This window comes from Oceanobacillus jordanicus, assembly GCF_022095695.1.
GTDB classification, from domain to species: domain Bacteria; phylum Bacillota; class Bacilli; order Bacillales; family Amphibacillaceae; genus Oceanobacillus_B; species Oceanobacillus_B jordanicus.
In genome coordinates, this window is the sequence record NZ_JAIFZM010000010.1 from 141390 (window position 1) to 166848 (window position 25459).

The following is a 25459-nucleotide window of genomic DNA, read 5'->3' on the forward strand; positions in this document are numbered from 1 at the left end:
GCTACACTATTGGCAGGATGACATGTGATGGATATTCTTTTTGATGAAATAGACTTTGGGTTGCTTTTCTCATTTCTTCTGATTCTAATGTTGTTTTTCCGGTATTAGGATTCACATCATAGCGCGGGAAATCACTGGAAGCTATCTCAACTCGAATGGAGTGTCCTGGTAAGAATACATTGCTTGTTGCACATAAATCTATTTCATAACGGATTATGTCACCATTCAAACTTTCTTGTTCCCTTTTCCCACTTCGATATTTGGCGCGGATAATACCATCTGCTAAATTATAAGCAGTTCCATCAGGGAAAACATCGATTAACTTTGCTGTGAAATCAGTATCTAGAGCATCGGTAGACGCCCATAGAATAACTTTTGCTGTGCCAGTTACTTCTACTTCCTGTTCCAATTCTTCAGACGTGTAGACGACAACATCTTCTCGTTCTTCTATTTTTCGTTGATCACGTGGCCCAGCGTTTCTACCGTTATAAAATAGCGTTCCACCACCATTAGTTGGTACTGGGCTTGTTGGATCATGAATAAACTGATCTTTTTGCTCATCGCCAGGAAGGGTAGTATTTAAGCTGCCAGACTTGAGATTTGCTTCTCCATCACTATGAAAATAGAAATTGGTGGATGTAGCACGCTGCAAGGGCCAGGACTTTTCAGAGCGCCATTGATTTATCCCCATAACAAAAATTTTAACAGGGTCTTCATCATCTATTCGAACCTCATTCTCTTCTTTCAACCACTGGTTAAACCAATTAATATGCAACGATGTGAGGTCATCTTTACCATCAATAGAGTCGCCTGAACTATTTACGCCAAAAGAACGTTCTCCTAAGTCAGTACCAGTCATTCCATGTCCCCATGGACCGATGATTAACTTTTGATTTTGACTATATGCTTGCATCTGTTCATAATTCAATAGCGTTTGATTTAAAAAATTATCATACCAACCAGCAAGATGATAGGCTGGAATATCCATTAAATCAGAATACCTCTTTACATCCCTATACTCAATGGCTTTAATATTATATTCTTGTTGAATATATTTCTGGTAAATATCTTGTAGCATGGGATGCTTCATGACTGCTGGTAATTCTTTAATCGGAGTAAATGTATGCCATTTTTCAATCTGATTTAGGTCGTTGGCTAACTCCTCCATCGCTTTTGCAAAATCTTTTGGACTTAGCTTTCGTTTTAAATAATCAGGCGCTAACGAATCGAGCATCCATGTTTCTGCTGCAGCTAAAGAGAGTATGCCGTTTTCCTCAAAGGCATCCTTAAAAATGTTTCCTGTCATTGCGGGGAAAATTGCTTTTAGAGCAGGGGGCTGTTCTACCATTGCATACAATTGTGTGAATGCATAATAAGACAGGCCAAACATACCTACTTTACCATTGGAATAGGGTAAGCTCGCTGCCCACTCAACGGTGTCATAGCCATCTTTCACCTCTTGAACGAAGGGTTCAAATTCTCCTTCTGATGCAAAACGACCACGCACGTCTTGGATTATAACGATGTAACCTTCCATTGCGGTTCGAATGGGATCAATCCAACGATGTGAAAAGTTAGGAAGATTTTTATTGTAAGGTAAGCGAGTTAAAAGTACTGGATAGTTTCCATTTGCTTGTGGACGATAAATATTTGCATAGAGTATCACTCCATCTCTTAACTTACAAGGAACTTCTCGGTCGACGATTACTTGATTTATGTCTGACATATTTACCTTCCTTTCGAATAAGATGAAATTTACCATACACTTGATTAAGAGAGTAGAAACAAACAAGGTCTGTGCTGACTCAGTCAACACAGACGCTCCATTATTTGCCTAACATTTCATTTACTTTATCTTGATTATTGTCAATCCACTCTTGCGCTACTTCTCTGGCAGGTACGTCTTCTTCCTCAATTTTAACAATCATTTCTTCCACATCATCAAGTGGGATACTCCAATTACTTAAGAATTCGTATGCATCAGGCGCTGTTTCTTGTAGTTCTTTGTTCGTAATCACTTTAACAGTAGCTGTTTCAAAGAAACCTTTGTCGTCTTCAATTACTTTAATGTCTAACTTATTAAACATTGTGTGTGGGCGCCAGCCATAGAAAACAACTGGTTCTTCATTTTCCAATTTACGCATAGCTTGTGCAAGCATACCACCTTCAGATGAATTGACTTGCTCCATATCCAGCCCATATCCTTCAATCAAGTCATCAATGATGCCAGTTACACTTGCTCCTTCTTCTATTCCATACAATTCATTATTAAACTGATCTTCCATACCTACGATGTCCTCAACTGAATTCACATCTTCCATATAACTCGGAACGACTAAACCAGCATCAGCATCTGTATAACTAACTGCTGTTTCTTCAATTTTGTCACCATACTTTTCGATATATACGTCATGGACTGGGAACCATCCATCCATGAATACATCGATATCACCACGTGATAGTCCAATATAGGTGCTTCCAGCATCTGCTTGTGTTTGTTCTACGTTATAACCCATATCTTCCAATAAAATTTGAGCTATTTCAGTAGGAGGTACAGTGCTTGTCCATGGCGTTACACCTAATGTGATTGTTTGCTGTTCATCAGCACCTGTCTGATTTTCACTATCTTCGTTTTGTTGGGAACAACCAACGACAAACATTACGAATAATGCACTAATCATACCTAGTAATACCTTTTTCATAATAACTCTCCTTTTAGTTTTCTGTTTTCTTGATACGTCGAATATTAGATTTAGTTTATAATTTATTCCCTACTCCTTGTGTGATGCGGTCAAGTATAATGGCAATTACAACGATGGCTAAACCGCCAGTTAATCCTAGTCCTACGTTAACTGTCGAAATTCCGGACAATACTACCGAACCAAGTCCTGGAGCCCCAATCATGGAGGCCACAACCGCCATAGATAATGCCAACATAATTGTTTGATTTATACCAGCCATAATAGTTGGTATAGCAAGTGGTAATTGAACTTTAAATAGTAATTGTTTTGATGTTGTACCAAATGCTTTTGATGCTTCAACTACTTCTTCAGGCACTTGTAAAATCCCCAACCGAGTCATACGCACAGCTGGTGGAGCCGCAAATACGAATGTTGCTATTACAGCTGGGACACCACCAAGCCCAAATAATAGAATCGATGGAATTAAATAAACGAAAATAGGTAGTGTTTGCATAAAGTCCAATATTGGACGGACAATTTTATCTATGAGGCTACTTTTTGCACTTGCTATGCCAACAGGAACTCCAAAAATAACGGATATAATTGTCGAGACAATTACAATGGCAACAGTTTGCATTGTTTCAGCCCATAAATCAACAGAACCGATATATAGACAACCTATTAACGTAAATAATGCGATACCTCTTCCAGCAAGTTTCCAAGCTAATAATATGAGGACGACTGCGATAATTTCAGGAGGGATAGAAGTGATGAGATTCGTAACACCGTCTATAAAGGAACTAAGTGCAGTACTAATACTATCAAAGAAACCACTCATGACTGGCAGTAACCAACCATTAACAAAATTGTTTGTCCATTCTTCTAAGGGTAAGTCGATATAGTTCATATAGATTCCACCTCGTCTTTCTCTTTCCCTAGCACTAAGCCTGACAATATGGAAACGCGTGACACAATACCCAGTAGCTTTCCATCTTCAACAATGACTATCGGATACTTTACATTAGCAGCAATACCGATTAAATCATTTAATGGTGTATCTGGCGAAGTAGTATAAACATCCTCTGTTATAAGCATTTCTTCCATAGAGATATTGTTTTGATAAGCTTTAACTGCATCATCGATGGTTAAGAGGCCCTTAAAATTCTTTTCTTTATCTGTAACAAAGATACTAGAAACACTTGCTTCTTCCATTTTTCTTACAGCTAAACGAGGGCCGTCCTTGTACGATAACAATACTTCTGGTTTTTTCATTACATGGGACGCTTCAAGGACTTTGGAACGGTCTACATCTTTTACAAAGTTGGAGACATAATCATCTGCTGGATTTTCTAAAATCTCTTCTGATGTTCCTATTTGTACTATTTTTCCGTCCTTCATTATTGCAATGCGATCTCCAAGCTTTAGAGCCTCATCTAAATCATGGGTAATAAATAACACTGTTTTCCCCAATTTGTTCTGGATCTTTAAGAGTTCGTCTTGCATTTCTTTACGAATAATTGGATCTAGCGCACTAAATGCCTCATCCATCAATAGAATATCCGTATCATTTGCAAGTGCACGAGCTATGCCAACGCGTTGCTGCATTCCTCCACTTAATTCACTTGGATAGCTATCTTCATATCCCTTTAGCCCAACATCCTCAATTGTTTCTAGTGCTATTTTTTCCCGTTTTTCTCTTTCAATTCCTTGGATTTCTAAGCCAAAAGCGACATTGTTCATAATTGTTTTATGTGGTAGTAACCCAAATTTTTGGAAGACCATACCTAATTTTTTACGTCTCGTTTCAATTAGAGTATGTTTATCCATTTTGGTAATGTCTTCCCCATCGATTAAAACTTCCCCATCTGTGGGTTCAATCAACCGATTGACTAATCTTATTAATGTTGATTTACCACTTCCAGAAAGGCCCATAATAACGAAAATTTCTCCAGGTTTTACTGCAAACGATGCTTGGTTAACACCAACTGTCATTCCAGTTTTTTTAAGAATTCCATTTTTTTGTTCTCCATTTTTCAAACGTTTTAGGCCTTGCTGTGGATGAGAGCCAAAGATTTTCGTTAAATGATTCACTTCAATCTTATTCATCTACATTCTCCTATTCTTTTAGAGATACTTTTTGGAAAAGCACCGCTTTAACTTTTTCGCTTAATACCTATCGTTCTACCCACTTGCTTCGGTGCTTTTAGTTGCTTATCCTTGTTCCACATTACTTCTATACTATTTGCTACAGGAGCAGGAAAGGGAGCAGGTCTTTCTTGATCCGTATTGATCCCCATTAACATTTGTTCACTTGTTGCAATTGCTTCGTTCATTTCATTTTTCATTGTGAAAATTACGTGTAGTCGTTTGGGGTCGACGTCTAAAAGCTGTATAGTCACGTTTAGTTGCTCATTTTGATGTGCTTCTTGCAAATAACACAAATGTGTTTCTAAGGTAAAAATCGTATAACTAAAATAATTACGTGACGCTTCATCTAGTCCAATATTAGCCATAAATGCATCAACAGCTAAACTAAATACTTTCGCATATGCTGCATCATTCATATGGCCGTTATAATCTACCCATTCTTGATGTACAACGGTTTGATAATGAAAGGGTTGTTGCTCTGCCATGGTTTAAAATCCTCCCAGACTGTTAAATCGTTTGTTCAAAAAGATGGATAAAGGAAGAGAACATTCCAGATTGCTGCTTTTCAAAGTTACAACCAGTAATTCGCCTACCATTTTAACCATCTATTAAATTTTGGATTGAGGCCAATAATCCTCGACTAAGTCTAATAGTTTCACTAGAAACTCATTTCGTTTATCTTCTAATTCGGAGATGGGTACATCACCTGCATGACTTTCACAGCCTTCGATAACTTTTTCTTTTAATTCATCCGTTAGTTCAGGTGCTTCTAGTTTTGTCCATGGCTTTTTAAGTGCTGGACCAAACTGTTCTAGCATATGTCGCATGCCTTGATCTCCGCCTGCTAGATGGAAAGTTAAGAATGGTCCCATTTGAGCCCAACGAAGCCCTGCACCATAAATAATTGCTGCATCAATTTCTTCTGTAGTAGCAATTCCGTCATTTACAAGGTGTAGCGCTTCACGCCATAATGCTTCCATTAAACGATCAGCTACGTGCCCTTCAATTTCTTTGTTAATTACGAGTGGTTTCATTTCAATAGATTGATAGAAAGCTTTTGCTCTTTCCATTAACGCAGTGTCCGTTTCTTCTCCCCCAACTAGCTCAACAAGAGGCAAAAGATAAACCGGATTGAAAGGATGAGCAACAATTACCCGCCCTGGATACTGCAAACCTTGTTGTAATGTTGTTGCCATAATTCCTGAAGTACTAGACCCAATGATGGCATCAGGCTTAGCATGTTGATCAATACTAGTTAAAACACTTTTCTTGATATCTTCACGTTCAGGTACATTCTCTTGGATAACTGCAGCATTTTGAACCGCTTCTTCAATTGTCGGAACGAATGTCAATCGTTTTTGTGAAGCCCCTTCTGCCAACCCAAGCTTTTCCAAAGACGGCCAAACTTGCTGAATGACTTGTCGAGTACGTTCTTCTGCTCCTTCTGCTGGATCAAAAGCAATGACATCTAGCCCTTGAGCTAAAAATCGGCCGATCCACCCATTACCAATTACGCCTGTACCAATGACTGCTACTGTTGTTGACTGACTCATATGTTTTCGCCTCCGTATGGGTTTCTCAATCCGAATTGTATTCTAGCTTCTTGAGGTGTCATGACTTCGATATCATTACTGTTTAACATGTTTACTGCTTTCTCAACAAGTTGATCATTTCGAGCAAGCACACCTTTTGATAAATATAAATTGTCCTCTAAACCAACGCGTACATTTCCACCTAACTGTGCGGTTTGTTCAAGAATTGGCAACTGCATCCGTCCAATACCAAATGCTGACCAGTGGGCATTTGCAGGTAGACGATTCTTCATGTACATCATTGTCTCTTCATCTGCATCCATTCCCCAAGGAATTCCCATACAGAATTGGTACATTGGATCACCGTCGATTAATCCCTCATTCACTAGTTGCTGGGCAAAACGAAGGTGCCCTGTGTCAAAGCACTCTAATTCAGGTTTGACTCCACTTTGTTGAATAAGTGCCGCTTGTTCTCTTAACCAATCAGTCGGGCTCATATAAATCATATTGCCGAAATTTACTGAACCACAGTCAAGGGTGCACATTTCTGGAAGCAACTCACCTACAGGCTGATGACGTTCCGCTGGGGTTTGCATATCGGTTCCATTTCCACCAGCTGCTGGTGTATTTAAACTGGGTATGAAATCTCCGCCTCCCCCAGAAGTAATATTAATAATAACGTCTGTTTCAGACTCACGAATCCGATCAACTATTTCACGATAATGATCAACGTTATGGCTTATTCCACCTGTTTCTGGATTACGAGCGTGAACATGGGCTACAGTTGCTCCCGCTTTTGCTGATTCTATTGCTGCTTCTGCAATTTCTTTTGGTGTTACAGGTACATGAGGGCTTTTTGAAGTTGTATCCCCTGCACCCGTAACAGCAGCTGTTAGTAATGCTTTTTTCAATCTGCTTCCTCCTCTTCTTTACTGCTCAATTAAACTTTTTAGTATTAATCGATAACTGTTACAATGTGTACCATCCGGACGGTTTGTTTATCACAGTTATAAACTATACCATCCAGACGGTTTGTTTTCAACCCTCTCTAAAATTAGAAAGGTGTTTCATTTGCTCTTTTTAATTTAAAGCAACCATTAAACTAGTCAGTAGAAGGGATTGTTTATTTTTCGATAAACTTGTAAAAAAACAAAAACACCTCTATAAAGTGGTGTTTTGTTCAACATTTATTCTACCAATTTTATTCGTTTGCCCATTCTCTTAGCTTTTCGTAGACAGCTTTTTTCTTGTCTTTTTCAATATGATAAATATCGAAGAGTTCGGATAACCAAATCCCATCAGTAGCCAGTCTTATGATAGTAGCTTTAATGGGATCTATACCATCGTCCTCAATTTTATATTGCCAATCTGAATAGAGTTCACGAATAGGATCCAATGAATTAGAACTGACTGCTTTCGCTGCAAGTAATCCATAATGCATATCCTTGTTTTGGTAAGCTTGATTAAACGTTACATCAACATATGCACGGACCCATTTACCTTTATCTACTGGATCTGATTCCGCATTATTACTTATTTTCTCTCTATAGTTATTCGCTAGATGTTCTACCATCCCTTGCACAAGTGCTTCTTTCGACGGGTAGTGATAGAGAAGGCCACCTTTGCTGATTCCAGCTTCCTTCGCAGTGGCATCGAGTGTTAAATTAAAGATACCTTTTTCACTTACAACTTTCGAGGCAGCATGAAGAATATCCACTTTTCTAGAAATTTTGCCCATTGAAGATCTCCTCTTTATTTTTATTTATGCTATTTAACATACCATCTGGACGGTACACTTTCAATCTTTTTTAGAATGGGAGTAACAAGTTGATTTTACAGGTTTTGGGCTAAAAATCCCAATAAATCAAGCAAACACCCCAATTATTTAAGGTGAAAATTGATTAACTTTTATACAGATTGCATGTTTTTAGAGTGGGTGGAGTGGTTAGAACCAGAGGGCCATTCATCATATTACATACTAACTTTATACTTTATCGGCACCTGTATTCCTTTTGGTAAACCATATAACTTAGGGGATGTGGATTCCCGTTCCTCTACCAATTCGCGACAAGAGCTGACTAAACATTATCGTTATGTTCTAAATTTCTTCATTCTATTCATTTCCCTGAACTAACATAAAACACCTTACCTTACAAGCCAAAAAGGTAGAACAACTAAAAATGTCGCTCTACCTTTACCTTAGAAGATTTGTGTGGTGAAAGTTCCACCCCAATGGAGGGACCACCGCTCATACCTATGTAACAAATCCACTACAAATTAATAGTAGATTACTATTTTCTTCATTGGGGATTGTCGAAAAAATCAGTACCGTTACCAAAATCCCCCCTATTACATACTGTTATTAGTTTCATTACCTTCAATCGTCGCTACTGACAGCAAGGGCGACTTTGTACTGCTCGACTTTTCTAAAGGTTCGAAGCCCCATCCACATTATAAAGTAAACGAGAATGATGATACTGAGAAAAGGGAACAAGCGTAAATAATAGGAAAGTGTAAACGTGACAAGGGAACCTATTAGCATTAAGACCGAATTTAAGGGCTGGAATATCGCCATTAGTAACGTTTGTTTTATATATTGAAAAAGCTTAAGTTCATAGTGAACAAAGACAGGAAAGAAATATAGTAACATGGTTAGAAACAGTAAGCTCAACATAATAAAACAGGCATACCAGATGAAGTATACGATTCCTTCTTGAGATTGAAAGAAGTGAAAATCAAAATAAATCAGTAATCCTATTGAAGAAAAAAACAAGCCTAAAATATTTGATTTAACAAACTCTGTTTTATATGTTTGCCAAAAGGATTTAAATATAGGAATTTCTTTTTCACCAATCAACCATTTTCTTACTACTGAAAACATCGCGATAGTGGCAGGGAAAATGCCTAAAATGAGGAGACCTAAACAAGTGAAAATTATCCATAACAAGTTTAAATAGAATAGGTTTGCAAACTGCTTACATAGTGATAAAAGCTTCTCCACCCAGCCTTCCATTTTTCACCCTCCAGTTTTATTATTTTTGTATGGCTTCCGTTTTTCCAATCTGCTGTTCTTTTCCTTGCTTAGGTTTCAACCAGAGAAAAGCGATACATAATAGCGATACTCCAGTTGCTAGCTGATACATGTATGCTATGTTGACATAATCTACAATCCAACCTGCTAGGATATTTCCAATTAATCCACCTAAGCCGAGTGCAATTGCCCAGTAAATGGTCTGCCCAGTTGCCCGATATTTTTTTGGGGTTATGACATCTACATAGGCTACCGCAACAAAGTATTGAACACTATAAGAAAAGCTTAATAGTATTTGAGACCAGATTAACACTTGAAGGTTGTCACTAACTCCCAAAACTAACCAGCGTAAAGCATATATAAGCGCGACCCCTGATAAGAGTATAGGATAGGAATAACGGATCATTAATCTCTTTGACACTGCAAAAAAGGGTACTTCTAAGATGGATTTTATTAATAAGGCAAAGCCAATAATCGTTATGGTTGCTCCTAAGTTTTGTAAGTATATAGAATAGAAAGAATTGTTGGCGTGTACAGTAAGATGTAAGAAGAAACTAAATAATAGTAGCATGATAAACGGACGGTTTTTAAATAATCCCATTGCTTCTTTAAATTTGAAATGTTTTTTTCCACTCTTATTAGCCGGTAATTTTAAAGCAAGTAGTAACGCAAATACAATTAAACTACTATGCAGGAAAAACATTAGCTGTAAACCAAAAAAGTCTAACATTTTCCCAATGGTAAGGACCCCAACCGCATAACCAATAGAACCCCACAACCTAATTTTGCCAAAGTCATTCCTGTCTGTGAGTAAAGACATCGCTGTCACATCAGCAATTGGAGGGATGGCACTATGAAAGAAAAAGTAAATAATATTAAGTATTAGTAGATGTGTAAACGAGAAAGTGAATGGGAAAAATAGAGCTGTTGCAGCAGAACATAAAATTAAAATCATTAAGGTGATTTTCGTAGAATTCCAATAGTCTGTTAGCATGCCCCATAATGGTTGGGCAATAATCATGACCAACGGACCAACCGCGAATAAAACACCGATTTGGCTAGGAGTAAGGCCATGATCAACATAAAATAAGTTTAGAAACTGAAAGGCACCTGTCCCTAGGGAAAAACAAAAATAAAATAATTTTAGAATACCATAACTCATATACTTATTTTCCTTCCACCATAATATCTAGTGCAAAAGACCATGAATTTCTCATGATCTTTTGCACTTAACATTATTTATATTTTTACCTCCTCCAAGCTAATTTCTGTTCCCTTTTCACTAGATTCATAAATTCCGCACAGAATCTTCATTATCTCGACACCGTCTTCTACTGGGCTTAACGTCTGTTTATCCCCTTTTACACTAGCAATAAAATGGTCAATCTCATTTTGAAATGCTTGTGTGAAATCAAAGGTAGCGCTGTCAGTTTGTGGTACGGCATTTAAAATTGTATTATGCTTTTCTGTTATTAAGTTAAGCTCTGGTTCTAGCTCTGCTCCCCCTTTTTCTCCGTAGAGATTAACAGCGACTTTGTCTTCCTTTGCATGGAGCGTGAAGCTTACATCGACTAGTAGTGATGCGCCATTTTCAAAGCGGATAACTGCATTTGCTAAATCTTCTACCGTATTCTTGCTCGGGTCATAATCAGCCGCCTTATAAAAGGATAGGTTCTGGACGTTGGAACGATTTCCTAACTTAGAATACGTGTTTCCGCTAACTGACTTCACCTTTGGCCGCCCCATTAAGTACCAGCAAACGTCTATAATGTGAACCCCTAAGTCAATAAGTGGTCCTCCACCAGAGCGTTCCTTATCTGCAAACCATCCACCTGGATTGCCTAACCTCCGCAAGCAAGACGCTTTTGCGTAATAGATCTCACCCAATTCATTCGAGTCAATAAAGTTTTTTATAATTGCAGTATTGGTAGCATAACGACGTACAAAGCCAACCTGCAACACTTTACCACTCTGTTTCACAGCTTGTTCTACGAGTAAAGCCTCCTCAACAGTTTTACACAATGGCTTTTCAACAAGCACGTGTTTACCTGCATGTAGAGCAGCAATCGCTATCTCTGCATGCGTGTTATTCCATGTACAAATGCTTACCGCTTCGATATTTTCATCAGCTAACAGTTCGTTATAATCGTAATAAACCTGTGAAGCGTGATATTTCTTTGCTTTGTCCTGTGCTCTTTGTTCATTTAAATCACAAATCGCATAAATTTCTGCCTCTTTACTACTAGCATAGGATTGTAAGTGACTTTCAGAAATCGACCCAGCTCCAATTACGCCCACTTTTAATGTCATGCTTTATCCTCTCCTTTTTAAATTTCATTCCAAATACGACGTACATTGTCCAAGCTTATTTTACAAGCGTGCTTACATTCTTCCATTCCTTCAAATTCCACAGATAAATAGCCATCATAGCCTGAGTTCTTCACAACTCCTATTACTTCCCTCATATTAATATCACCATGTCCAATAATGGCACCTCTCAAGTAATTACCTGAAATCGTCTCCAACCATCCTTCTCCTGGATGAGTTGATCGAAGGTAAAAGTCCTTAATATGTACCATCGAGGAATAAGAGATATTTTTCTTTACCGCAGATACAGAATCTTCATCTGCACACATAAAGTTCCCTACATCTAACGTTGTTTTAAAATTCGGTCGATCAACATGATTAATTAAAGATTGCACCCGATCACTCGCCTGAACATAATACCCGTGATTTTCAATACTAGTGGTAATCCCATATTGTGCTGCATAATCAGCAATTTCACGACAGGCTCTAACAAGCTTTGGTAGATCTGACTCAAACTGTTGGATTGAGGTTTCCCTGATTGGTCTCCAAGCAACATCATGACGCATCAGTTTTACGCCAAGTTGATTTGCAATATCAACTTCGTTTTTGACACGCTCGATTTCAGCTTGAAATTTCGCTTCGGTTTCCGTAATGAAATTGGCACCAATAGCATAATTCGATATATCTAAACCAACCTCTCTCGCTTTTTCTCTAATCTCCGAAACTAATCCGCCATCCTCTAGTGTGAAACCAAGATTCGGAACAATCTCAATATGCTCCCCACCTTGTTCCGCTACCCATTCCATCACATCCAAGATCGACATTTCGCCCGCCTTCATTGCGGAATACAAACTATAAGAACTTATACCAAGTTTCATTGCTTACTCCTCCTCAAGGATATCGGCTTAGGCTTAGAACGAGACCTTCCTTAGCCTAAGCCATATGAAATTATTGATTAGCTGACCATTTTTCGGCTCGTTTTTGGAGATCATCCAAGTACGATTGAATATCAGGAGCATTGCCGTTATGTGCTTTACTGATAAATCCATTGACAGCAGGCGCCATTTCACTTCCAAAGAATGGATTGGCTTCATCCATTAAAGTTGCAGATGTAACTTCAGCAATCTCAGCTGCTTTTTTCATATAAATATCATCATCCGTAACGAAATCTGCATCAGCTAGTGTTGGTGTATAGGTAAAGTTTTCATAGTTATGCTTTTGTGCTTCATAACCTGTTAAAAACTTTAATACCTCCCATGAAGCTTCTACATCTTGTGCATCTTTTGCCATAACAAATGGATCTGTTGCTACCCAACCTTCGCCATTTGGACCTAGGTTTAAAACAGGTACAAATCGCTCAAGCAGACTGCTATCTCCAGTAGATTTAATTTCACCCATTGTACTTGCGCCCGTTCCATCTAAATAAATGGCGATATTATTACTTTCCAAACCAAAATTCTCATTTCCTAGCGTATTTAAGAAGTCTGATGGTGGATATTGAGAAGCCTCCACCAGCCATTCAAATGTCTCAACCATTTCCGGTGAATTTAAATTCCATTCAATATTCTTTGGATCATCTAGTGTACCTTCTCCACCAGTTACTCCAAAAGCGTGCGTTAATGCTACGAAAGTAGAAAGGTTTAGAGATTTTCCATCCCACCATACTCCATAATTCTGTTCACCGGTCTCAGGATTTTTCCCTGTCATTTGCTTTGCTTTTTCTAGTATTTCTTCTGGGGTTGGATTTTCAGAAAGGTATTCTACCCCCCATTGGTCAAATAGTTCTTTATCATAGACCGTTACACGACGACCCAAAATAGCCGGTATACCAAAGTGAGCTGATTTATCAGGAGATTTAGTACTATAGGAGTTTTCCCAGACTCCTTCTAGATAAATACTAGAGTCAAAGTCAGCATCTCCTTCAATTAATTCATCTAATTCCTTTAACAATCCTTGTTGATACCATTGCGTTGCAAAGGCTCCTCCTGTATATAGCACATCAGCATCGCCTGACTGCAGCATTGCTGTTTGTTTAGCTTGAGCATTCTCCCACGGTACTTGCGTTAGGCTTACTTTTATATTAGGATATCTTGGTTGAAATTCTTCTTTTATAAAGGTTTCTAGCCCTTTATTTTCTACACCTGTTATTGGGTCAATTCCATCCTCTAGTTGAAAACCGGCTAAAGCAACCCTAACATCTCCTTCCATTTCGGAAACAACTTCAATATCACTTTTTTCATCATCGGTACTACCTGACTCAGCAGAACATGCCATTAGTGCAAACATAGACAAAATCACCAAAAACAGAACAAGCTTCTTTCTCATTAAATTCACTCCCCTTATTTAATTTTCGTCCTGCATTTCTACTAAAATCCCCGTTATCTATAACGACTAGACCTTCTTTTCACCCCCTTTAATTCTGAAAGGTTGGGATCACTGTTTCATTCCTGACAACGCGATACTTTCCACTATATAGCGTTGTAAGAATAAGTAGGTAACAATAACTGGTAGTAAACTCACCGTTGTTGCTGCCATGATAACGGAGGGTAGCGGTAGATCTTTGTTATACGAAAACATGGCTAATCCAAGCTGTATTGTATATTTATCCGGGGTTTGTAATGCCAATAGCGGCCATAGTAAATCATTCCAAACGGCTAAAAACTGTAAGATAACCATTGTAGCCAGAATCGGAATACAAAGTGGTAAGTAAATTTTTAAAAATACAAGAAATTCATTTGCCCCATCGATAATTCCTGCTTCCCTTAACGTATTTGGTAGTTGATCAATAAACGATTTTGCTAGAAAGGTTCCAAAGGCGAAGTTAAGTGCAGGTAAGTAAAAAGCCCAATACGTATCTAATAGGTTTATTTTGTCAAAAAGTAGATATTGAGGAATCATGGTCATTTCAAACGGAATCATCATGGTACTAAGTGCAAGTACCAAAACAATAGAAGAACCCTTAAATTTTAATTTTGAGATGGCATAGCCTGAGAATAGCGCGGAAGTTAAACTTATAATAATGACCCCTAAAGAAATAATTAATGAGTTAACTATATATTTGAGCATCGGAATGTTCGTAAATGCCAATGTATAGGTTCTAAGCGAGAACTCTTCCGGCCAAAACCTCGGTGGAAACGGAATGTTTAATCTTGCTTGCCAGTCAAAACTCGTTAAAACCATCCATAGAAATGGAACAATCATAATAAGAGACCCTAGAAGAAGAACGATTATTAAAAGGATATTTCCCATCCTATTAGTCTTTTTCATCGATCTCGTTTTTGCATTTTTTTCTTTACCTTGACTCAGAACAGGATTTAGTGGTGTCGGCTTCATCGTATTCCTCCCTCTTAATCAAAATTGCTCTTTCTATTCGTAACGAGCAAAATAATGGTTAACGTTAAAATAAACATGAACAAAATATACGAAGCAGCGGTTGCTATACCCATCTGAGAAGATAGAAATGCATTTCTATAAATGTATAAGACAGCTGTCATCAGCGACCCTGCTGGATTCCCTGCTGTACCACCAATCAACCATACATCCGTAAAACGTTTCATCGCATTAATTGTACCTATAATGACCATGAAAATGATAATGGGACGAAGATAAGGAATTGTAATGTAAAGCCATTTTTTAAACCAATTTGCTCCATCAATCTCAGCAGCTTCATATAAATCCCTTGGCACACTTGTAAGCGCTGCAATAAAAATGATTGTGTTATAGCCTAACATCCCCCATAAAGTCATTAAAACGATACTAAATCTAGAGTAGCTTGGATCTGTAAACCAGCCAACCGGCTCAATACCAACTAAACCAATCACGTAGTTTAATAGTCCTTCGCTTCCTGGGTTAAATAGAAAAGTAAATAAAATACTCGTAGCTACTAATGAAACAACATTTGGTAGAAAATAGACCGCTTTAAAAAAATTCCTCCACCTTAATCCGGTAACATTATGAATTAAACTCGCTAGGATAAAAGATAGGGATATGCCTAAGACCACCGCTATTATTCCCATATAAAAAGTGTTATAAATTGATTCCCAAAACATCTTATCTGATGCTACATATTGATAATTGCTTAACCCAACCCATTCCCCCGCAGAAGAGCTTGCTGACTTTTTAAAACTCATAATTAATGCAGCAACCATTGGATAGATGGCGAACCCCATAATTCCAATTAAGAGAGGAGCTGTAAACAAGTATCCTGCCAAATCTCGTGAATTAAAAAACTTCTTTTTCGGACGCGCTTTTTTCTGTCTAATAGGAACTTCAGTTTTTAACGGCATGATCTCACTCCTATTACTATGATTTTCAAAAACTAGTAATTATCCCCTCATAAACTTACTCTATTTAGCGTCACAACTTGGTTGGTGTCAGCAGATTGATAAGCAGCCTGTACAACCTCCAGCGTTCTCAAACCATCTTCACCTGTTATAGAAGGTGAAGACCCTTCTTTTAAACACGAAATAAAGTCATGGATGAGGCCTTGATCCATATCTGAGGACCATGGTAATTGCTGGACCTTTTTGTTCGTGTCATCATACAATAGAGCATGCTGTTTAAATACATCTATTGATAAATTCCCTTTTGCCCCTATTATTTCAAGTGTTACATCTCCCCAAGTAGGAAAGGTATTTGGTCGTGACCAACTCGGATCGATTGAAACAATAACACCAGATTCTAGTTTTAAGGTAACAATTCCGCAATCCTCAACATCTACCTCATGAAACCTAGTATCTAACTCCGCGTAGATAGTGCTTACTTCATCTTTTAACATCCAGCGAATAATATCCATAAGATGTACGATATGATCTATCGCCGCCCCGCCACCTGATAGCTCCTTATCAATAAACCATCCTCCTGGCATTTGACCATGATTTGTTCCGTTTATGGCCAAGACTTCTCCTAATTCATTTGATTGAATCATATGTTTTACTTTTTGAATAACAGGTGAAAAGCGAACCGGATAGGCAACCTGTAAGCGAACACCTTTTTCTTTGCACACAGCAATTATCTCTTTAGCATCTTCTATCTCCGTTGCAATTGGTTTTTCACATAAAATATGTTTCTTCTCATGCGCCGCTGCAAAAATATGCTCCTTGTGTTTAACATTTTCGGAACAAATAACTACTGCTTCTATGTCTGTTTGAAGAAAGACGTGGAGGTCAGAGTAATACTGACATGTATACTTTTCTGCCATGTCGGAGCCTCTGGAAACATCCTCGTCCCAAATGGCCGTTAACTCCACGTCTGGATGTTCAGATAGGTAGTGTGCATAGGCTTGTGCATGCATATGAGCAAAGCTTATTATGCCTATTTTCATCGTGTCACCTTCCTTTCCACGAGGTTAACCGGTTGTCCTGTAGCTGCTGATTGAATAGCAGCCTCTGCAACTTCAACTGCCTGTATTGCTTCTTCAGCAGTTACAATAGGTATGTTCCCCTCTAAAATACATCCTTTAAAGTGTTCCAATTGCCTTAGAATAGGAGAATCCTCCACTATATTGTTGGATAAATACGTAGGCTTTGTTGATGTCTCCCAATTTGTAAACCTTATCGGTTGATTTTCCATACTATTACTTACGATTAACCCATTTTCCCCAGCGATCTCAAAGGAGGTTTCCAATCTTGTTTTTGCCCATGATAGCTCCACATGAGCAATGGTTCCGTGTTTCATTTTTAACGTTACCAGCGCATAAGAAAGCTTTCTTCCATCCTCAAGCTCTCGTTTCACATGCTGAGCCATAACTCGCTCTACATCGCCAAACGTCCAGATTAACCAGTCAAAATCATGGATTCCTAAATCTAGCAGGATTCCACCACTCTTACTATCATCTTCATACCAGGAATCCTTTCCATATGGATATGCGGTACCTCTAGATAGGCGGACCACACCAGGATTCCCTATCACCCCATGCTTCACCTGATTATGCGCATGTACATATTCGGCATCAAAGCGCAACGTTTGCCCTACATATAATTGAACGTTTTGCTGTTCACAAATATCCAAGATAGCTCTCGACTCTTCTCCATTCATTCCTAAAGGCTTTTCACAGATAACGTGTTTACCTGCCTCTGCTACCTGCTTGACATAGGGATAGTGAAGATAAGTTGGTAGGCATATATCTACTACATCCACTTCTACCTGATTAAATAAGTCTTTTAAGCTTGTAAAAACCTTTGCGTTAAAATCAGATCCCAAGGTATGAAGCTTGTTAGTATCACGACCTACTAGCCCAACAACTTCACACTTATCAAGGCACGACCATGCTTCTAAATGCCTTTGGCCCATTTTCCCTAACCCTATAACTGCTATTCTTAACATTGTGTCACCTCAATTCAGATAATTATTTTTAAATTAATCCATCAGGGTAAAGCTATCTCTGTATTCATTTCGATTGGTTGAGCCTTTTCCTGAGATTGATTAGCTGCAAGCGTAACAGCGAGCGTTTCCAGTCCATTTTTATAGGAAGACAGTAGTAGATCAGGGTTCTTAGTACGTATCGCTTCTATAAATGCTTTATCCTGCTCTTCATAGAAATCGACCTTAGATTTATAGGTAACAGTTGCTTCTTTATCAACAATCGTTACATTTACACCATCAAGTACAACACGGAAGTCTTTACCTAGTATTTCTAGACCCATTCGGTGATCTGGCTGTGTAAAGGAGCAATCAAGATGCCCCACCGCCCCTGATTTAAAGGTTAGGTTAACGGAAGTCACATCAGGAATGTCGATGTTCGGAATATCTTCTAATACTTGAAGACTCATGTTTGCATACACTTTTTCAATATCTCCAGCTAAGTAGCGGATTAAATCCAAGGTGTGGGTTGCTTGCTCTACTAATTGTCCTCCTGATTTCTCCATTTCTCGATACCACGGCGTTTGTACAAAGGAACTCAGATAGTGACCACGGACCATAGCAATCTTTTTATTCGCTAGATATTCTTTCGCTTTTGCAACCGTATCAAGATACCTTAGACAATAACCAGTTGCACAGATTACATTAGATTCATTAATAACTTCATATTTTTCTCTGACGGTATCCATATCCAACCCAATTGGTTTTTCTACCATTAGATGAATTCCTCGCTGAACGGCTTTTTCTTCGATATCAGCATGGGCAAAAGGAGGTACACAAATGAAAAGAGCATCCATATCTACCGTGTCTAACATGTCATCTATATCCGTATATGAATTCGCCTCGTATTCGTTTCCCACCCGAATCGCATTCTCTTGCACAATGTCACAGACCGCAACAATCTCCGCTTTTTCCATTTGATTTATATTCTTTAAGTGTATAGCTGCAATCCCACCCACTCCGACAAATCCAACCTTAACCTTCTCCATCTACTCAACTCCTTTTTTATTGCTTAACTTTACTACCTGTATTCATTATGATATCCATATGCCTTGCCGTATCTTCAGCTAGTGTTCTTGGGCCGATTGCAAAAGCGCTAAGTTCGGCAGTCAATGTATCATCATAGCCAATTTCCTCTAATGCCTTATAAACCTCCTGCCAATTAACATCTCCCGCTAATAAAGGTAAGAAACCTTTTATATTACCAACGTCTGTACTAAAATCTTTCACATGGATTTTTCGAATTCGATTAGCTAATGTTCGTATCCACTGCTCAGGGAATCCAAACTGTAAGACGTTTCCTACATCAAAGTAAACACCAACATAATCTGAATTTAACTCATCAATATACTTAGCCATCTCTAATGGAGATAGGAGAAATTTGTTCCATACATTTTCAATACCAATATGCACACCTTTTTCCTCTGCAAGTGGGATAACCTTTTTTAGTTCTTCCTGACTACGGTTATAGCAATTCTCATATGAAGTATCATTCGTAACCGCACCTGGCACGACTAATACCGTGTCCATTCCCATAACAGCAGCTAATTCAATTTGTTTCTCAATGACTTGCCTACCCTGTTCGCGTACACCTTCACTTGCTGAAGAGAGTGGCGTTTGCCATAGTAAACTTGTAGAAATACTTCGTAATTGCAAATTATAAGCTGAAGCTAGTTGGAGAATTGTTTCTGCTTCACTAGCTGTTGTGTCTACCGTCAGTCCAACACCTCCAGCAGAATTAAGATTCAATTCCACAGCATCAAACCCTGCATCACGGCTAAACTCAAATACTTTTTCGAGTGGTGTCCCTTCTGGATAGCACCACTGGTTAATACCTTTTAACATTCAATAACCTCCTAATTTATAATTTACAAAATCCTAACCTTTAACGACCTCCTCTGTGTGCGTTAACTTAAATTGAAATTTATCTTGTAAAAGAACAGAGGCTGCCCCAATCATTTCGAATTCTTTTCCTAAAGACGACGGTTGAATTTGGAGATCTTCATATAAAATAGTAAGGGCACGCTCTTTAACAAACTGATTGACCTTTTGTAATAGGAGTGGGTTATTTGTAGTAATCTCACCACCAAAGATAATAATTTGTGGATTGAACAAATGAACTAGATTGACTAGACCTATAGCTAAATAGGTAGACATTTCTTCCAACACATTAATAGCTAGTTCATCTCCTTTATTTAATGCATCAACAAAATTTAGTTCAGTAAGTTGGCTAATATCTCCATGAACTAGCTCGGTCATGATGGTTTGCTTCCCCCTAGCGATAGAGGACAATATTCTAGAGTAAACAGCTGGCCAACACACATAATTTTCGATGCACCCTATATTGCCGCAATCACACTTTATTCCCTCATTGCTTATATTGGTATGACCAAACTCTCCTGCACCGCCATTATGACCTCTGTTAATTGTGCCATTTACAATAATTCCAGCACCTAACCCCTCCCCTATTGTGATATAAATCATATTTTCATAATGATTGAACAACCCAAAATGCTTTTCTGCTAAAATATAGGCGTTTGTATCATTATCAAGCCAAGTCTTTATATTAAATTTTTGCTCGATCAGTTCCTTTAGAGGAATATTTTCAAATTTTAACTTCGGGTTATATCGAATCACACCATTTTTCGAGTCCACGATCCCTTGGGTAATAACGGAAACCCCAACACATAAATCTAAAGGCTTATTGATTATGTTTATAAAGTATTCGATTAACTCCAGTAAATAAGAGATTACCTGTTCACCAGTATGTCCCCTAGTTGAATAAACCTCCTTGCAACGAATCCTTGCTTCTAGATTCATCTCTGCAATCGTTATCTTAGAGTTTGAGATGGAGATTCCAATTATGTAATGATTATCCGGAGAGAATTGAAGTAAAATTGGTTTCCTTCCCCCATTAGACACCCCCGTTCCTCTCTCGCTCACTAATCTATCCTGAATTAAATCATTTACTGCCGTAGTAACTGTGGTTGGACTTAAATTACTTCTTTTAGCGATCTCACTCCTAGATAAAGGTCCATCTTTTCGAATCATGTCCAAGATAATAGAACGGTTTAATTCCTGTATTAACTTAAGATCTCCTGTTCTCCGCAAGCTATCACCTTCCATTCATGTATTAAATTCAGCTTTGTTTTTCCAATGATTTTATTAAGTTTGTAAGAAAATGGGTAATTACTGGAATTATATAGTAGATGTCGTATCAGTGAATTAAAAACAGGTTGAATCCTTAATGTGATGTTCTTTCTTTTTCCATTGCCTTTACTAATAAATCGTTACAATTTTCAAAAAAATAGAGGCGCACTACTTCCTTTTGAACATTCTCTAAACTACAATTAACAGTTATTAGAACGTATCATAATGTGATTTCGAATACTGTTTCGTTCGTAATTGGCTATGATGTTTGGTGTTTAATTAAATCAATTAGGTAGGATGAAATATTAATTCATAGGTGGGAGTTAGTAGGCATGTGGCTTGTTTTGCAGTTGGTTAGTTTATCATCTAATTAAGACTTTCTTAATGTTAGTTAAGCATAAATTATTATGTAAGCGCTGTCAATATGAAAAGTAAGAAAATTTTATCAATTATTTTTTATTTATATATCTTTTACCTGGGTAATCACCAATGACATCAATTCCACCTGAAAGTTCTTATTGTAAATAAGCTATAGATGGCTATTCCATTTTAACATGTATATCATGACGACCCGTTTTATACTTTCCCCTTACTTTCTCTTCATCTGTAGGGAAGATTAAAAGCGCCCCCTTAATCAAGGTAGAGCGCTCTTATTTTAACCTCTATTTAATACCTACCAAGTATATATCGTATTGCTTAAAGTGAGACATCAAATGATAAAAAGCCAGGCAGTTGTTGTTCATGCTTGTCGAGCATAATATGTTCCGGCTTAATCCCCTGCTCATGTAGTACTTTAATGTTATCCATAAGAAACTCATCACTACCGACAACGTAGAAGAGTCCATCCTTATCGGCAGCAAGTTTTTCAACTTCCAAATAGTAGTCTTGACGATTATCGACAAACTGTGATGTGAACTTCTTCTCAGGTGCGGATTTAAAAACGTTAGTGAATAAGAAATCTTTTGATGAATCAATGTTCAAGGAATGTATTTGGTTGACGTTGTCAGCACGTTCTACATACTCAAGCACAAGCGGTCTGAAAGTTGCCAGGCCAACGCCTGATGACAGCAAGTAAACATTTTTGTTTTCTCTCTTAAGTGGTACATTCGAATGTGTTTTAAATATGGCAACCTCATTGCCGACTTCAAGATTTCTTAAAATTGTTTTAAACTCGGAGCATTGCTCTCTTATGCGTGTGGTAATACCAATGGATTTTTCGTTTGGTAAAGTAGAAATTGACATATGGCGAATCAGGCTACGGTTCGGTTTATCCCCGGCATTAAATCCTTCAAAAGCAAAGTGGGTGTGAGAGCCTTCTTCCCATGTAAAGTTTTCCGGACAGTCAAGCAGATACGTTTTAACCTCCGGTGTTTCTTCAATAATCTTATTTATTTTAGTCCAGTATATTTGCATTATATATTCTCCTCACTCAATTAGATAAACCCTTACTTTCTACTATACAATAATTGATAACAATTCTCAATTAAACGGATTATTTTTTTCTGATAATTTACATGCATTAATCTTCATTTTTCATGAGACACTTTACCAAGTTAGAAACAATGGAGGATGTTAACAGAGAGATCATCCAGATGACTTCACAAAGGTTCGAGTTCTATAAGATGAAAGAATTAATGGCCGCAGATACTCCTTCACTTCCTTTCACTTTCCCTTATCCCCTGAACCAATTACAGATTACGCAGCATTAACTTCAAATAACTTAGAGTATCTAATGTTAGATGCTTAGAATTAGATTTAGATAAAGAAATTAGTGAATATTATCAGGGGTTCTTAATAGAGTGTCAGAATAAAGATTTTAGTAATTTGATCGAGGTTCATAAAAATCTATTACTTGAATACTCAACACCAGAAGACGAACTAGCAAGTAAGTATCTTGATGTATATGGTTTTTGTTTAGCAACGGAAGAAGAGGAAAAAAAATATAACTTAGACATTATGGTCTTGATTCTTAATACAAATAGAAAAAAGGAGAACTATAATCTATAGTCCTCCTTTATCATCATCCTTCTTTATTGTTAAGACTATAATAGTCTAAGAAGGCATTCTCTTCCTCTGCTGTGGCCAAACGATAATCGTCTATTTCTTTAAATTCCCTTCCGTTAGTGAAAAAGGTGTATTCTTGAAAAAGCTTCTTATGTACTACCACTACTCTACTGTAGTCTCCTACTTTCCATTCCTCTAGGAAACTTAGATAATAATTTTCTTTATCTCTATCTAGTACTAATTTCTTAACGTATTCTTCCACGTACTCTATATTTTCAACAGTTAAAGTTCTGTAATACGGAGCTAAGTCGAATCCCAAACTGCTAAGGTAAGCCGGCGTAAAGTCTTTGTCGTTTCCTCCTAATAGACTCTTTAGCTGTTGGGAATCTACTTTTTGAGAAGTCATCTGAATTATTTCTTTATTAACATCGTCTAAATTTGATAGATACTCAAACCTTTCCCTCCCGGCTTTTTCCGGTCCCGAAAGCACTTGATTTGATCCCTCAATATAATTAAATTTCACAAAAGTATATGAACCTATACAAAATATTAATATACCTATCATTGATAAGATGATTTTCTTTATGAGGGCTTTGTTCATTGTATTTTCCTCTCAAATCCATTTACTTCCATTATATCATGCTGAAAAAATCATTTAAAACAATCATTTATATATTTTTTCGTATTTACCCTATAAAAAGACAATAAAAAAGACTTTCAACATAAATGTTGAAAGTCTAATATAGTACCGGTGGTCGGGGTCGAACCGACACTCCCGTGAAGGAACGGGATTTTGAGTCCCGCGCGTCTGCCAATTCCGCCACACCGGCATGTGTATAAATGGAGGCGGTAACCGGATTTGAACCGGTGATAAAGGTTTTGCAGACCTCTGCCTTACCACTTGGCTATACCGCCATAAAAGTAATGGAGCGGAAGACGGGATTCGAACCCGCGACCCCCACCTTGGCAAGGTGATGTTCTACCACTGAACTACTTCCGCATATTGGCTGGGCTACCAGGATTCGAACCTGGGATACACGGGATCAAAACCCGATGCCTTACCGCTTGGCTATAGCCCATTAAATTAAAATGGGGCGATCGATGGGGATCGAACCCACGAGTGCCGGAGCCACAATCCGGTGCGTTAACCACTTCGCCACGACCGCCATACATAGAAATGGCAGGGGTAGTAGGAATCGAACCCACATCAAAGGTTTTGGAGACCTTCGTTTTACCATTAAACTATACCCCTACTAAACTTATTGAATTAAATGGTGGAGGGGGGCAGATTCGAACTGCCGAACCCTGAGGGAGCGGATTTACAGTCCGCCGCGTTTAGCCACTTCGCTACCCCTCCATATATAAATGTTTAAATAAAAAAATGGTGGCTCGGGACGGAATCGAACCGCCGACACAGGGATTTTCAGTCCCTTGCTCTACCGACTGAGCTACCGAGCCATTTAGTTTTTAAGACTTACTAGATAAAGTGGCGGTCCGGACGGGACTCGAACCCGCGACCTCCTGCGTGACAGGCAGGCATTCTAACCAACTGAACTACCGGACCACTATTTAATTAAGTAAAATTTGGTTGCGGGAGCAGGATTTGAACCTGCGACCTTTGGGTTATGAGCCCAACGAGCTACCAGACTGCTCCATCCCGCGATATGATTGAAATTGTTTATGGTGGAGGATGCAGGGCTCGAACCTGCGACCCCCTGCTTGTAAGGCAGGTGCTCTCCCAGCTGAGCTAATCCTCCAGCATAAGTTAAAAGTTGGTGACCCGTACGGGATTCGAACCCGTGTTACCGCCGTGAAAGGGCGGTGTCTTAACCGCTTGACCAACGGGCCAGATAATTTATTATAATAGTGGCGGAGAGCGAGGGATTCGAACCCTCGAGGCCGCGGTAACGGCCTACACGATTTCCAATCGTGCTCCTTCGGCCACTCGGACAGCTCTCCAATGGCTCCACAGGTAGGATTCGAACCTACGACCGATCGGTTAACAGCCGATAGCTCTACCACTGAGCTACTGTGGAATGGAATATGCCTGGCGGCGTCCTACTCTTGCAGGGGCAAAGCCCCAACTACCATCGGCGCTGGAGAACTTAACTTCTGTGTTCGGCATGAGAACAGGTGTGACCTCTCCGCTATTGCTACCAGACCATAAAACATGTCTTTAAAATAGTGACAACCATTATTATAATTGTTTTTGAGAAAAAATCAAGTATAAAATCAAATTTATGTAG

At 38.4% G+C, this 25459-nt stretch carries 22 protein-coding genes, 14 tRNA genes and 1 rRNA gene; all 37 read right to left on the reverse strand.

The features are described 5' to 3' along the window. Position 1 precedes the first annotated feature (1 nt). Positions 2–1726 carry a CocE/NonD family hydrolase gene (locus K3T81_RS13065; RefSeq protein WP_238020482.1) on the reverse strand — a complete coding sequence of 575 codons (1725 nt, stop codon included), beginning with the start codon at positions 1724–1726 and terminating at the stop codon, positions 2–4. 100 nt (positions 1727–1826) lie between these two features. Continuing rightward, positions 1827–2702 carry a glycine betaine ABC transporter substrate-binding protein gene (locus K3T81_RS13070; protein ID WP_238020483.1) on the reverse strand — a complete coding sequence of 292 codons (876 nt, stop codon included), beginning with the start codon at positions 2700–2702 and terminating at the stop codon, positions 1827–1829. A 55-nt stretch (positions 2703–2757) separates the two neighbouring features. Further along, positions 2758–3588 carry an ABC transporter permease gene (locus tag K3T81_RS13075; protein ID WP_238020484.1) on the reverse strand — a complete coding sequence of 277 codons (831 nt, stop codon included), beginning with the start codon at positions 3586–3588 and terminating at the stop codon, positions 2758–2760. Next, complete coding sequence (locus K3T81_RS13080; RefSeq protein WP_238020485.1) at positions 3585–4787, reverse strand: quaternary amine ABC transporter ATP-binding protein; 1203 nt, start codon at positions 4785–4787, stop codon at positions 3585–3587. Before K3T81_RS13080 ends, K3T81_RS13075 begins: the two co-directional genes overlap by 4 nt. Positions 4788–4834: 47 nt before the next feature. Further along, complete coding sequence (locus K3T81_RS13085) at positions 4835–5314, reverse strand: thioesterase family protein (RefSeq protein ID WP_238020486.1); 480 nt, start codon at positions 5312–5314, stop codon at positions 4835–4837. A gap of 123 nt (positions 5315–5437) precedes the next feature. Further along, a complete protein-coding gene (locus K3T81_RS13090) occupies positions 5438–6382 on the reverse strand; it encodes a 3-hydroxyacyl-CoA dehydrogenase NAD-binding domain-containing protein (protein ID WP_238020487.1) in 945 nt (314 codons plus the stop codon). Beyond that, a complete protein-coding gene (locus tag K3T81_RS13095) occupies positions 6379–7272 on the reverse strand; it encodes a beta-keto acid cleavage family enzyme (protein WP_238020488.1) in 894 nt (297 codons plus the stop codon). Before K3T81_RS13095 ends, K3T81_RS13090 begins: the two co-directional genes overlap by 4 nt. Positions 7273–7562: 290 nt before the next feature. Next, positions 7563–8099: a TetR/AcrR family transcriptional regulator gene (locus K3T81_RS13100; RefSeq protein ID WP_036574562.1), complete on the reverse strand. Its 537-nt coding sequence runs from the start codon at positions 8097–8099 to the stop codon at positions 7563–7565. A 639-nt stretch (positions 8100–8738) separates the two neighbouring features. Further along, positions 8739–9374 carry a YesL family protein gene (locus K3T81_RS13105; protein ID WP_238020489.1) on the reverse strand — a complete coding sequence of 212 codons (636 nt, stop codon included), beginning with the start codon at positions 9372–9374 and terminating at the stop codon, positions 8739–8741. Positions 9375–9393: 19 nt separating this feature from the next. Continuing rightward, positions 9394–10554: an MFS transporter gene (locus K3T81_RS13110; RefSeq protein ID WP_238020490.1), complete on the reverse strand. Its 1161-nt coding sequence runs from the start codon at positions 10552–10554 to the stop codon at positions 9394–9396. A gap of 77 nt (positions 10555–10631) precedes the next feature. After that, positions 10632–11702: a Gfo/Idh/MocA family protein gene (locus K3T81_RS13115; protein ID WP_238020491.1), complete on the reverse strand. Its 1071-nt coding sequence runs from the start codon at positions 11700–11702 to the stop codon at positions 10632–10634. 17 nt (positions 11703–11719) lie between these two features. Then, entirely contained in the window at positions 11720–12577 is an 858-nt protein-coding gene (locus K3T81_RS13120) for a sugar phosphate isomerase/epimerase family protein (RefSeq protein ID WP_238020492.1), read from the reverse strand. A 70-nt stretch (positions 12578–12647) separates the two neighbouring features. After that, positions 12648–14024 carry an extracellular solute-binding protein gene (locus K3T81_RS13125; RefSeq protein WP_238020493.1) on the reverse strand — a complete coding sequence of 459 codons (1377 nt, stop codon included), beginning with the start codon at positions 14022–14024 and terminating at the stop codon, positions 12648–12650. Between the two features lie 108 nt (positions 14025–14132). Then, on the reverse strand, positions 14133–14966 hold the full coding sequence (locus K3T81_RS13130; protein ID WP_238020506.1) for a carbohydrate ABC transporter permease: 834 nt from the start codon (positions 14964–14966) through the stop codon (positions 14133–14135). A gap of 80 nt (positions 14967–15046) precedes the next feature. Continuing rightward, complete coding sequence (locus K3T81_RS13135) at positions 15047–15985, reverse strand: carbohydrate ABC transporter permease (RefSeq protein ID WP_238020494.1); 939 nt, start codon at positions 15983–15985, stop codon at positions 15047–15049. 47 nt (positions 15986–16032) lie between these two features. Continuing rightward, positions 16033–17022, reverse strand: coding sequence for a Gfo/Idh/MocA family protein (locus tag K3T81_RS13140; RefSeq protein WP_238020495.1), 990 nt, complete (start codon positions 17020–17022; stop codon positions 16033–16035). Then, a complete protein-coding gene (locus tag K3T81_RS13145) occupies positions 17019–18023 on the reverse strand; it encodes a Gfo/Idh/MocA family protein (protein WP_238020496.1) in 1005 nt (334 codons plus the stop codon). Before K3T81_RS13145 ends, K3T81_RS13140 begins: the two co-directional genes overlap by 4 nt. A gap of 41 nt (positions 18024–18064) precedes the next feature. After that, positions 18065–19048 (reverse strand): Gfo/Idh/MocA family protein, encoded by a 984-nt coding sequence (locus K3T81_RS13150; RefSeq protein WP_238020497.1) that lies wholly within the window; start codon positions 19046–19048, stop codon positions 18065–18067. A 16-nt stretch (positions 19049–19064) separates the two neighbouring features. Further along, positions 19065–19904 carry a sugar phosphate isomerase/epimerase family protein gene (locus K3T81_RS13155; RefSeq protein WP_238020498.1) on the reverse strand — a complete coding sequence of 280 codons (840 nt, stop codon included), beginning with the start codon at positions 19902–19904 and terminating at the stop codon, positions 19065–19067. 33 nt (positions 19905–19937) lie between these two features. Further along, on the reverse strand, positions 19938–21170 hold the full coding sequence (locus K3T81_RS13160) for an ROK family transcriptional regulator (RefSeq protein WP_238020499.1): 1233 nt from the start codon (positions 21168–21170) through the stop codon (positions 19938–19940). Between the two features lie 735 nt (positions 21171–21905). Then, positions 21906–22622 (reverse strand): ferredoxin reductase domain-containing protein, encoded by a 717-nt coding sequence (locus K3T81_RS13165; RefSeq protein ID WP_238020500.1) that lies wholly within the window; start codon positions 22620–22622, stop codon positions 21906–21908. Positions 22623–23229: 607 nt separating this feature from the next. After that, positions 23230–23814, reverse strand: a complete 585-nt coding sequence (locus K3T81_RS13170) for a DUF6241 domain-containing protein (protein WP_238020501.1) — start codon at positions 23812–23814, stop codon at positions 23230–23232. A gap of 145 nt (positions 23815–23959) precedes the next feature. Next, positions 23960–24043 (reverse strand) — tRNA-Leu (locus K3T81_RS13175). Between the two features lie 11 nt (positions 24044–24054). Beyond that, a tRNA-Cys gene (locus K3T81_RS13180) sits at positions 24055–24128 on the reverse strand. Positions 24129–24138: 10 nt separating this feature from the next. After that, a tRNA-Gly gene (locus K3T81_RS13185) sits at positions 24139–24213 on the reverse strand. Between the two features lie 4 nt (positions 24214–24217). Further along, positions 24218–24292: transfer RNA gene (locus K3T81_RS13190), tRNA-Gln, on the reverse strand. A gap of 11 nt (positions 24293–24303) precedes the next feature. Continuing rightward, a tRNA-His gene (locus K3T81_RS13195) sits at positions 24304–24379 on the reverse strand. Between the two features lie 12 nt (positions 24380–24391). Continuing rightward, positions 24392–24465 (reverse strand) — tRNA-Trp (locus K3T81_RS13200). Between the two features lie 20 nt (positions 24466–24485). Next, positions 24486–24570: transfer RNA gene (locus K3T81_RS13205), tRNA-Tyr, on the reverse strand. Between the two features lie 25 nt (positions 24571–24595). Then, positions 24596–24671: transfer RNA gene (locus K3T81_RS13210), tRNA-Phe, on the reverse strand. 29 nt (positions 24672–24700) lie between these two features. Then, positions 24701–24777 (reverse strand) — tRNA-Asp (locus tag K3T81_RS13215). Between the two features lie 21 nt (positions 24778–24798). Next, positions 24799–24875 (reverse strand) — tRNA-Met (locus K3T81_RS13220). Between the two features lie 19 nt (positions 24876–24894). Further along, positions 24895–24970: transfer RNA gene (locus tag K3T81_RS13225), tRNA-Val, on the reverse strand. A gap of 16 nt (positions 24971–24986) precedes the next feature. Further along, positions 24987–25061, reverse strand: a tRNA-Glu gene (locus K3T81_RS13230). Positions 25062–25080: 19 nt separating this feature from the next. Next, a tRNA-Ser gene (locus K3T81_RS13235) sits at positions 25081–25172 on the reverse strand. A gap of 2 nt (positions 25173–25174) precedes the next feature. After that, positions 25175–25249 (reverse strand) — tRNA-Asn (locus tag K3T81_RS13240). A 9-nt stretch (positions 25250–25258) separates the two neighbouring features. Continuing rightward, positions 25259–25374 (reverse strand): 5S ribosomal RNA (rrf, locus tag K3T81_RS13245). Positions 25375–25459 lie beyond the last annotated feature (85 nt).

Coding starts and splice junctions, on each gene's coding strand:
- K3T81_RS13065 (WP_238020482.1), bottom strand. CDS start 1,726: ATGTCAGACATAAATCAAGTAATCGTCGACCGAGAAGTTCCTTGTAAG.
- K3T81_RS13070 (WP_238020483.1), bottom strand. CDS start 2,702: ATGAAAAAGGTATTACTAGGTATGATTAGTGCATTATTCGTAATGTTT.
- K3T81_RS13075 (WP_238020484.1), bottom strand. CDS start 3,588: ATGAACTATATCGACTTACCCTTAGAAGAATGGACAAACAATTTTGTT.
- K3T81_RS13080 (WP_238020485.1), bottom strand. CDS start 4,787: ATGAATAAGATTGAAGTGAATCATTTAACGAAAATCTTTGGCTCTCAT.
- K3T81_RS13085 (WP_238020486.1), bottom strand. CDS start 5,314: ATGGCAGAGCAACAACCCTTTCATTATCAAACCGTTGTACATCAAGAA.
- K3T81_RS13090 (WP_238020487.1), bottom strand. CDS start 6,382: ATGAGTCAGTCAACAACAGTAGCAGTCATTGGTACAGGCGTAATTGGT.
- K3T81_RS13100 (WP_036574562.1), bottom strand. CDS start 8,099: ATGGGCAAAATTTCTAGAAAAGTGGATATTCTTCATGCTGCCTCGAAA.
- K3T81_RS13105 (WP_238020489.1), bottom strand. CDS start 9,374: ATGGAAGGCTGGGTGGAGAAGCTTTTATCACTATGTAAGCAGTTTGCA.
- K3T81_RS13110 (WP_238020490.1), bottom strand. CDS start 10,554: ATGAGTTATGGTATTCTAAAATTATTTTATTTTTGTTTTTCCCTAGGG.
- K3T81_RS13115 (WP_238020491.1), bottom strand. CDS start 11,702: ATGACATTAAAAGTGGGCGTAATTGGAGCTGGGTCGATTTCTGAAAGT.
- K3T81_RS13120 (WP_238020492.1), bottom strand. CDS start 12,577: ATGAAACTTGGTATAAGTTCTTATAGTTTGTATTCCGCAATGAAGGCG.
- K3T81_RS13125 (WP_238020493.1), bottom strand. CDS start 14,024: ATGAGAAAGAAGCTTGTTCTGTTTTTGGTGATTTTGTCTATGTTTGCA.
- K3T81_RS13130 (WP_238020506.1), bottom strand. CDS start 14,966: ATGAAAAAGACTAATAGGATGGGAAATATCCTTTTAATAATCGTTCTT.
- K3T81_RS13135 (WP_238020494.1), bottom strand. CDS start 15,985: ATGCCGTTAAAAACTGAAGTTCCTATTAGACAGAAAAAAGCGCGTCCG.
- K3T81_RS13140 (WP_238020495.1), bottom strand. CDS start 17,022: ATGAAAATAGGCATAATAAGCTTTGCTCATATGCATGCACAAGCCTAT.
- K3T81_RS13145 (WP_238020496.1), bottom strand. CDS start 18,023: ATGTTAAGAATAGCAGTTATAGGGTTAGGGAAAATGGGCCAAAGGCAT.
- K3T81_RS13150 (WP_238020497.1), bottom strand. CDS start 19,048: ATGGAGAAGGTTAAGGTTGGATTTGTCGGAGTGGGTGGGATTGCAGCT.
- K3T81_RS13155 (WP_238020498.1), bottom strand. CDS start 19,904: ATGTTAAAAGGTATTAACCAGTGGTGCTATCCAGAAGGGACACCACTC.
- K3T81_RS13165 (WP_238020500.1), bottom strand. CDS start 22,622: ATGCAAATATACTGGACTAAAATAAATAAGATTATTGAAGAAACACCG.
- K3T81_RS13170 (WP_238020501.1), bottom strand. CDS start 23,814: ATGAACAAAGCCCTCATAAAGAAAATCATCTTATCAATGATAGGTATA.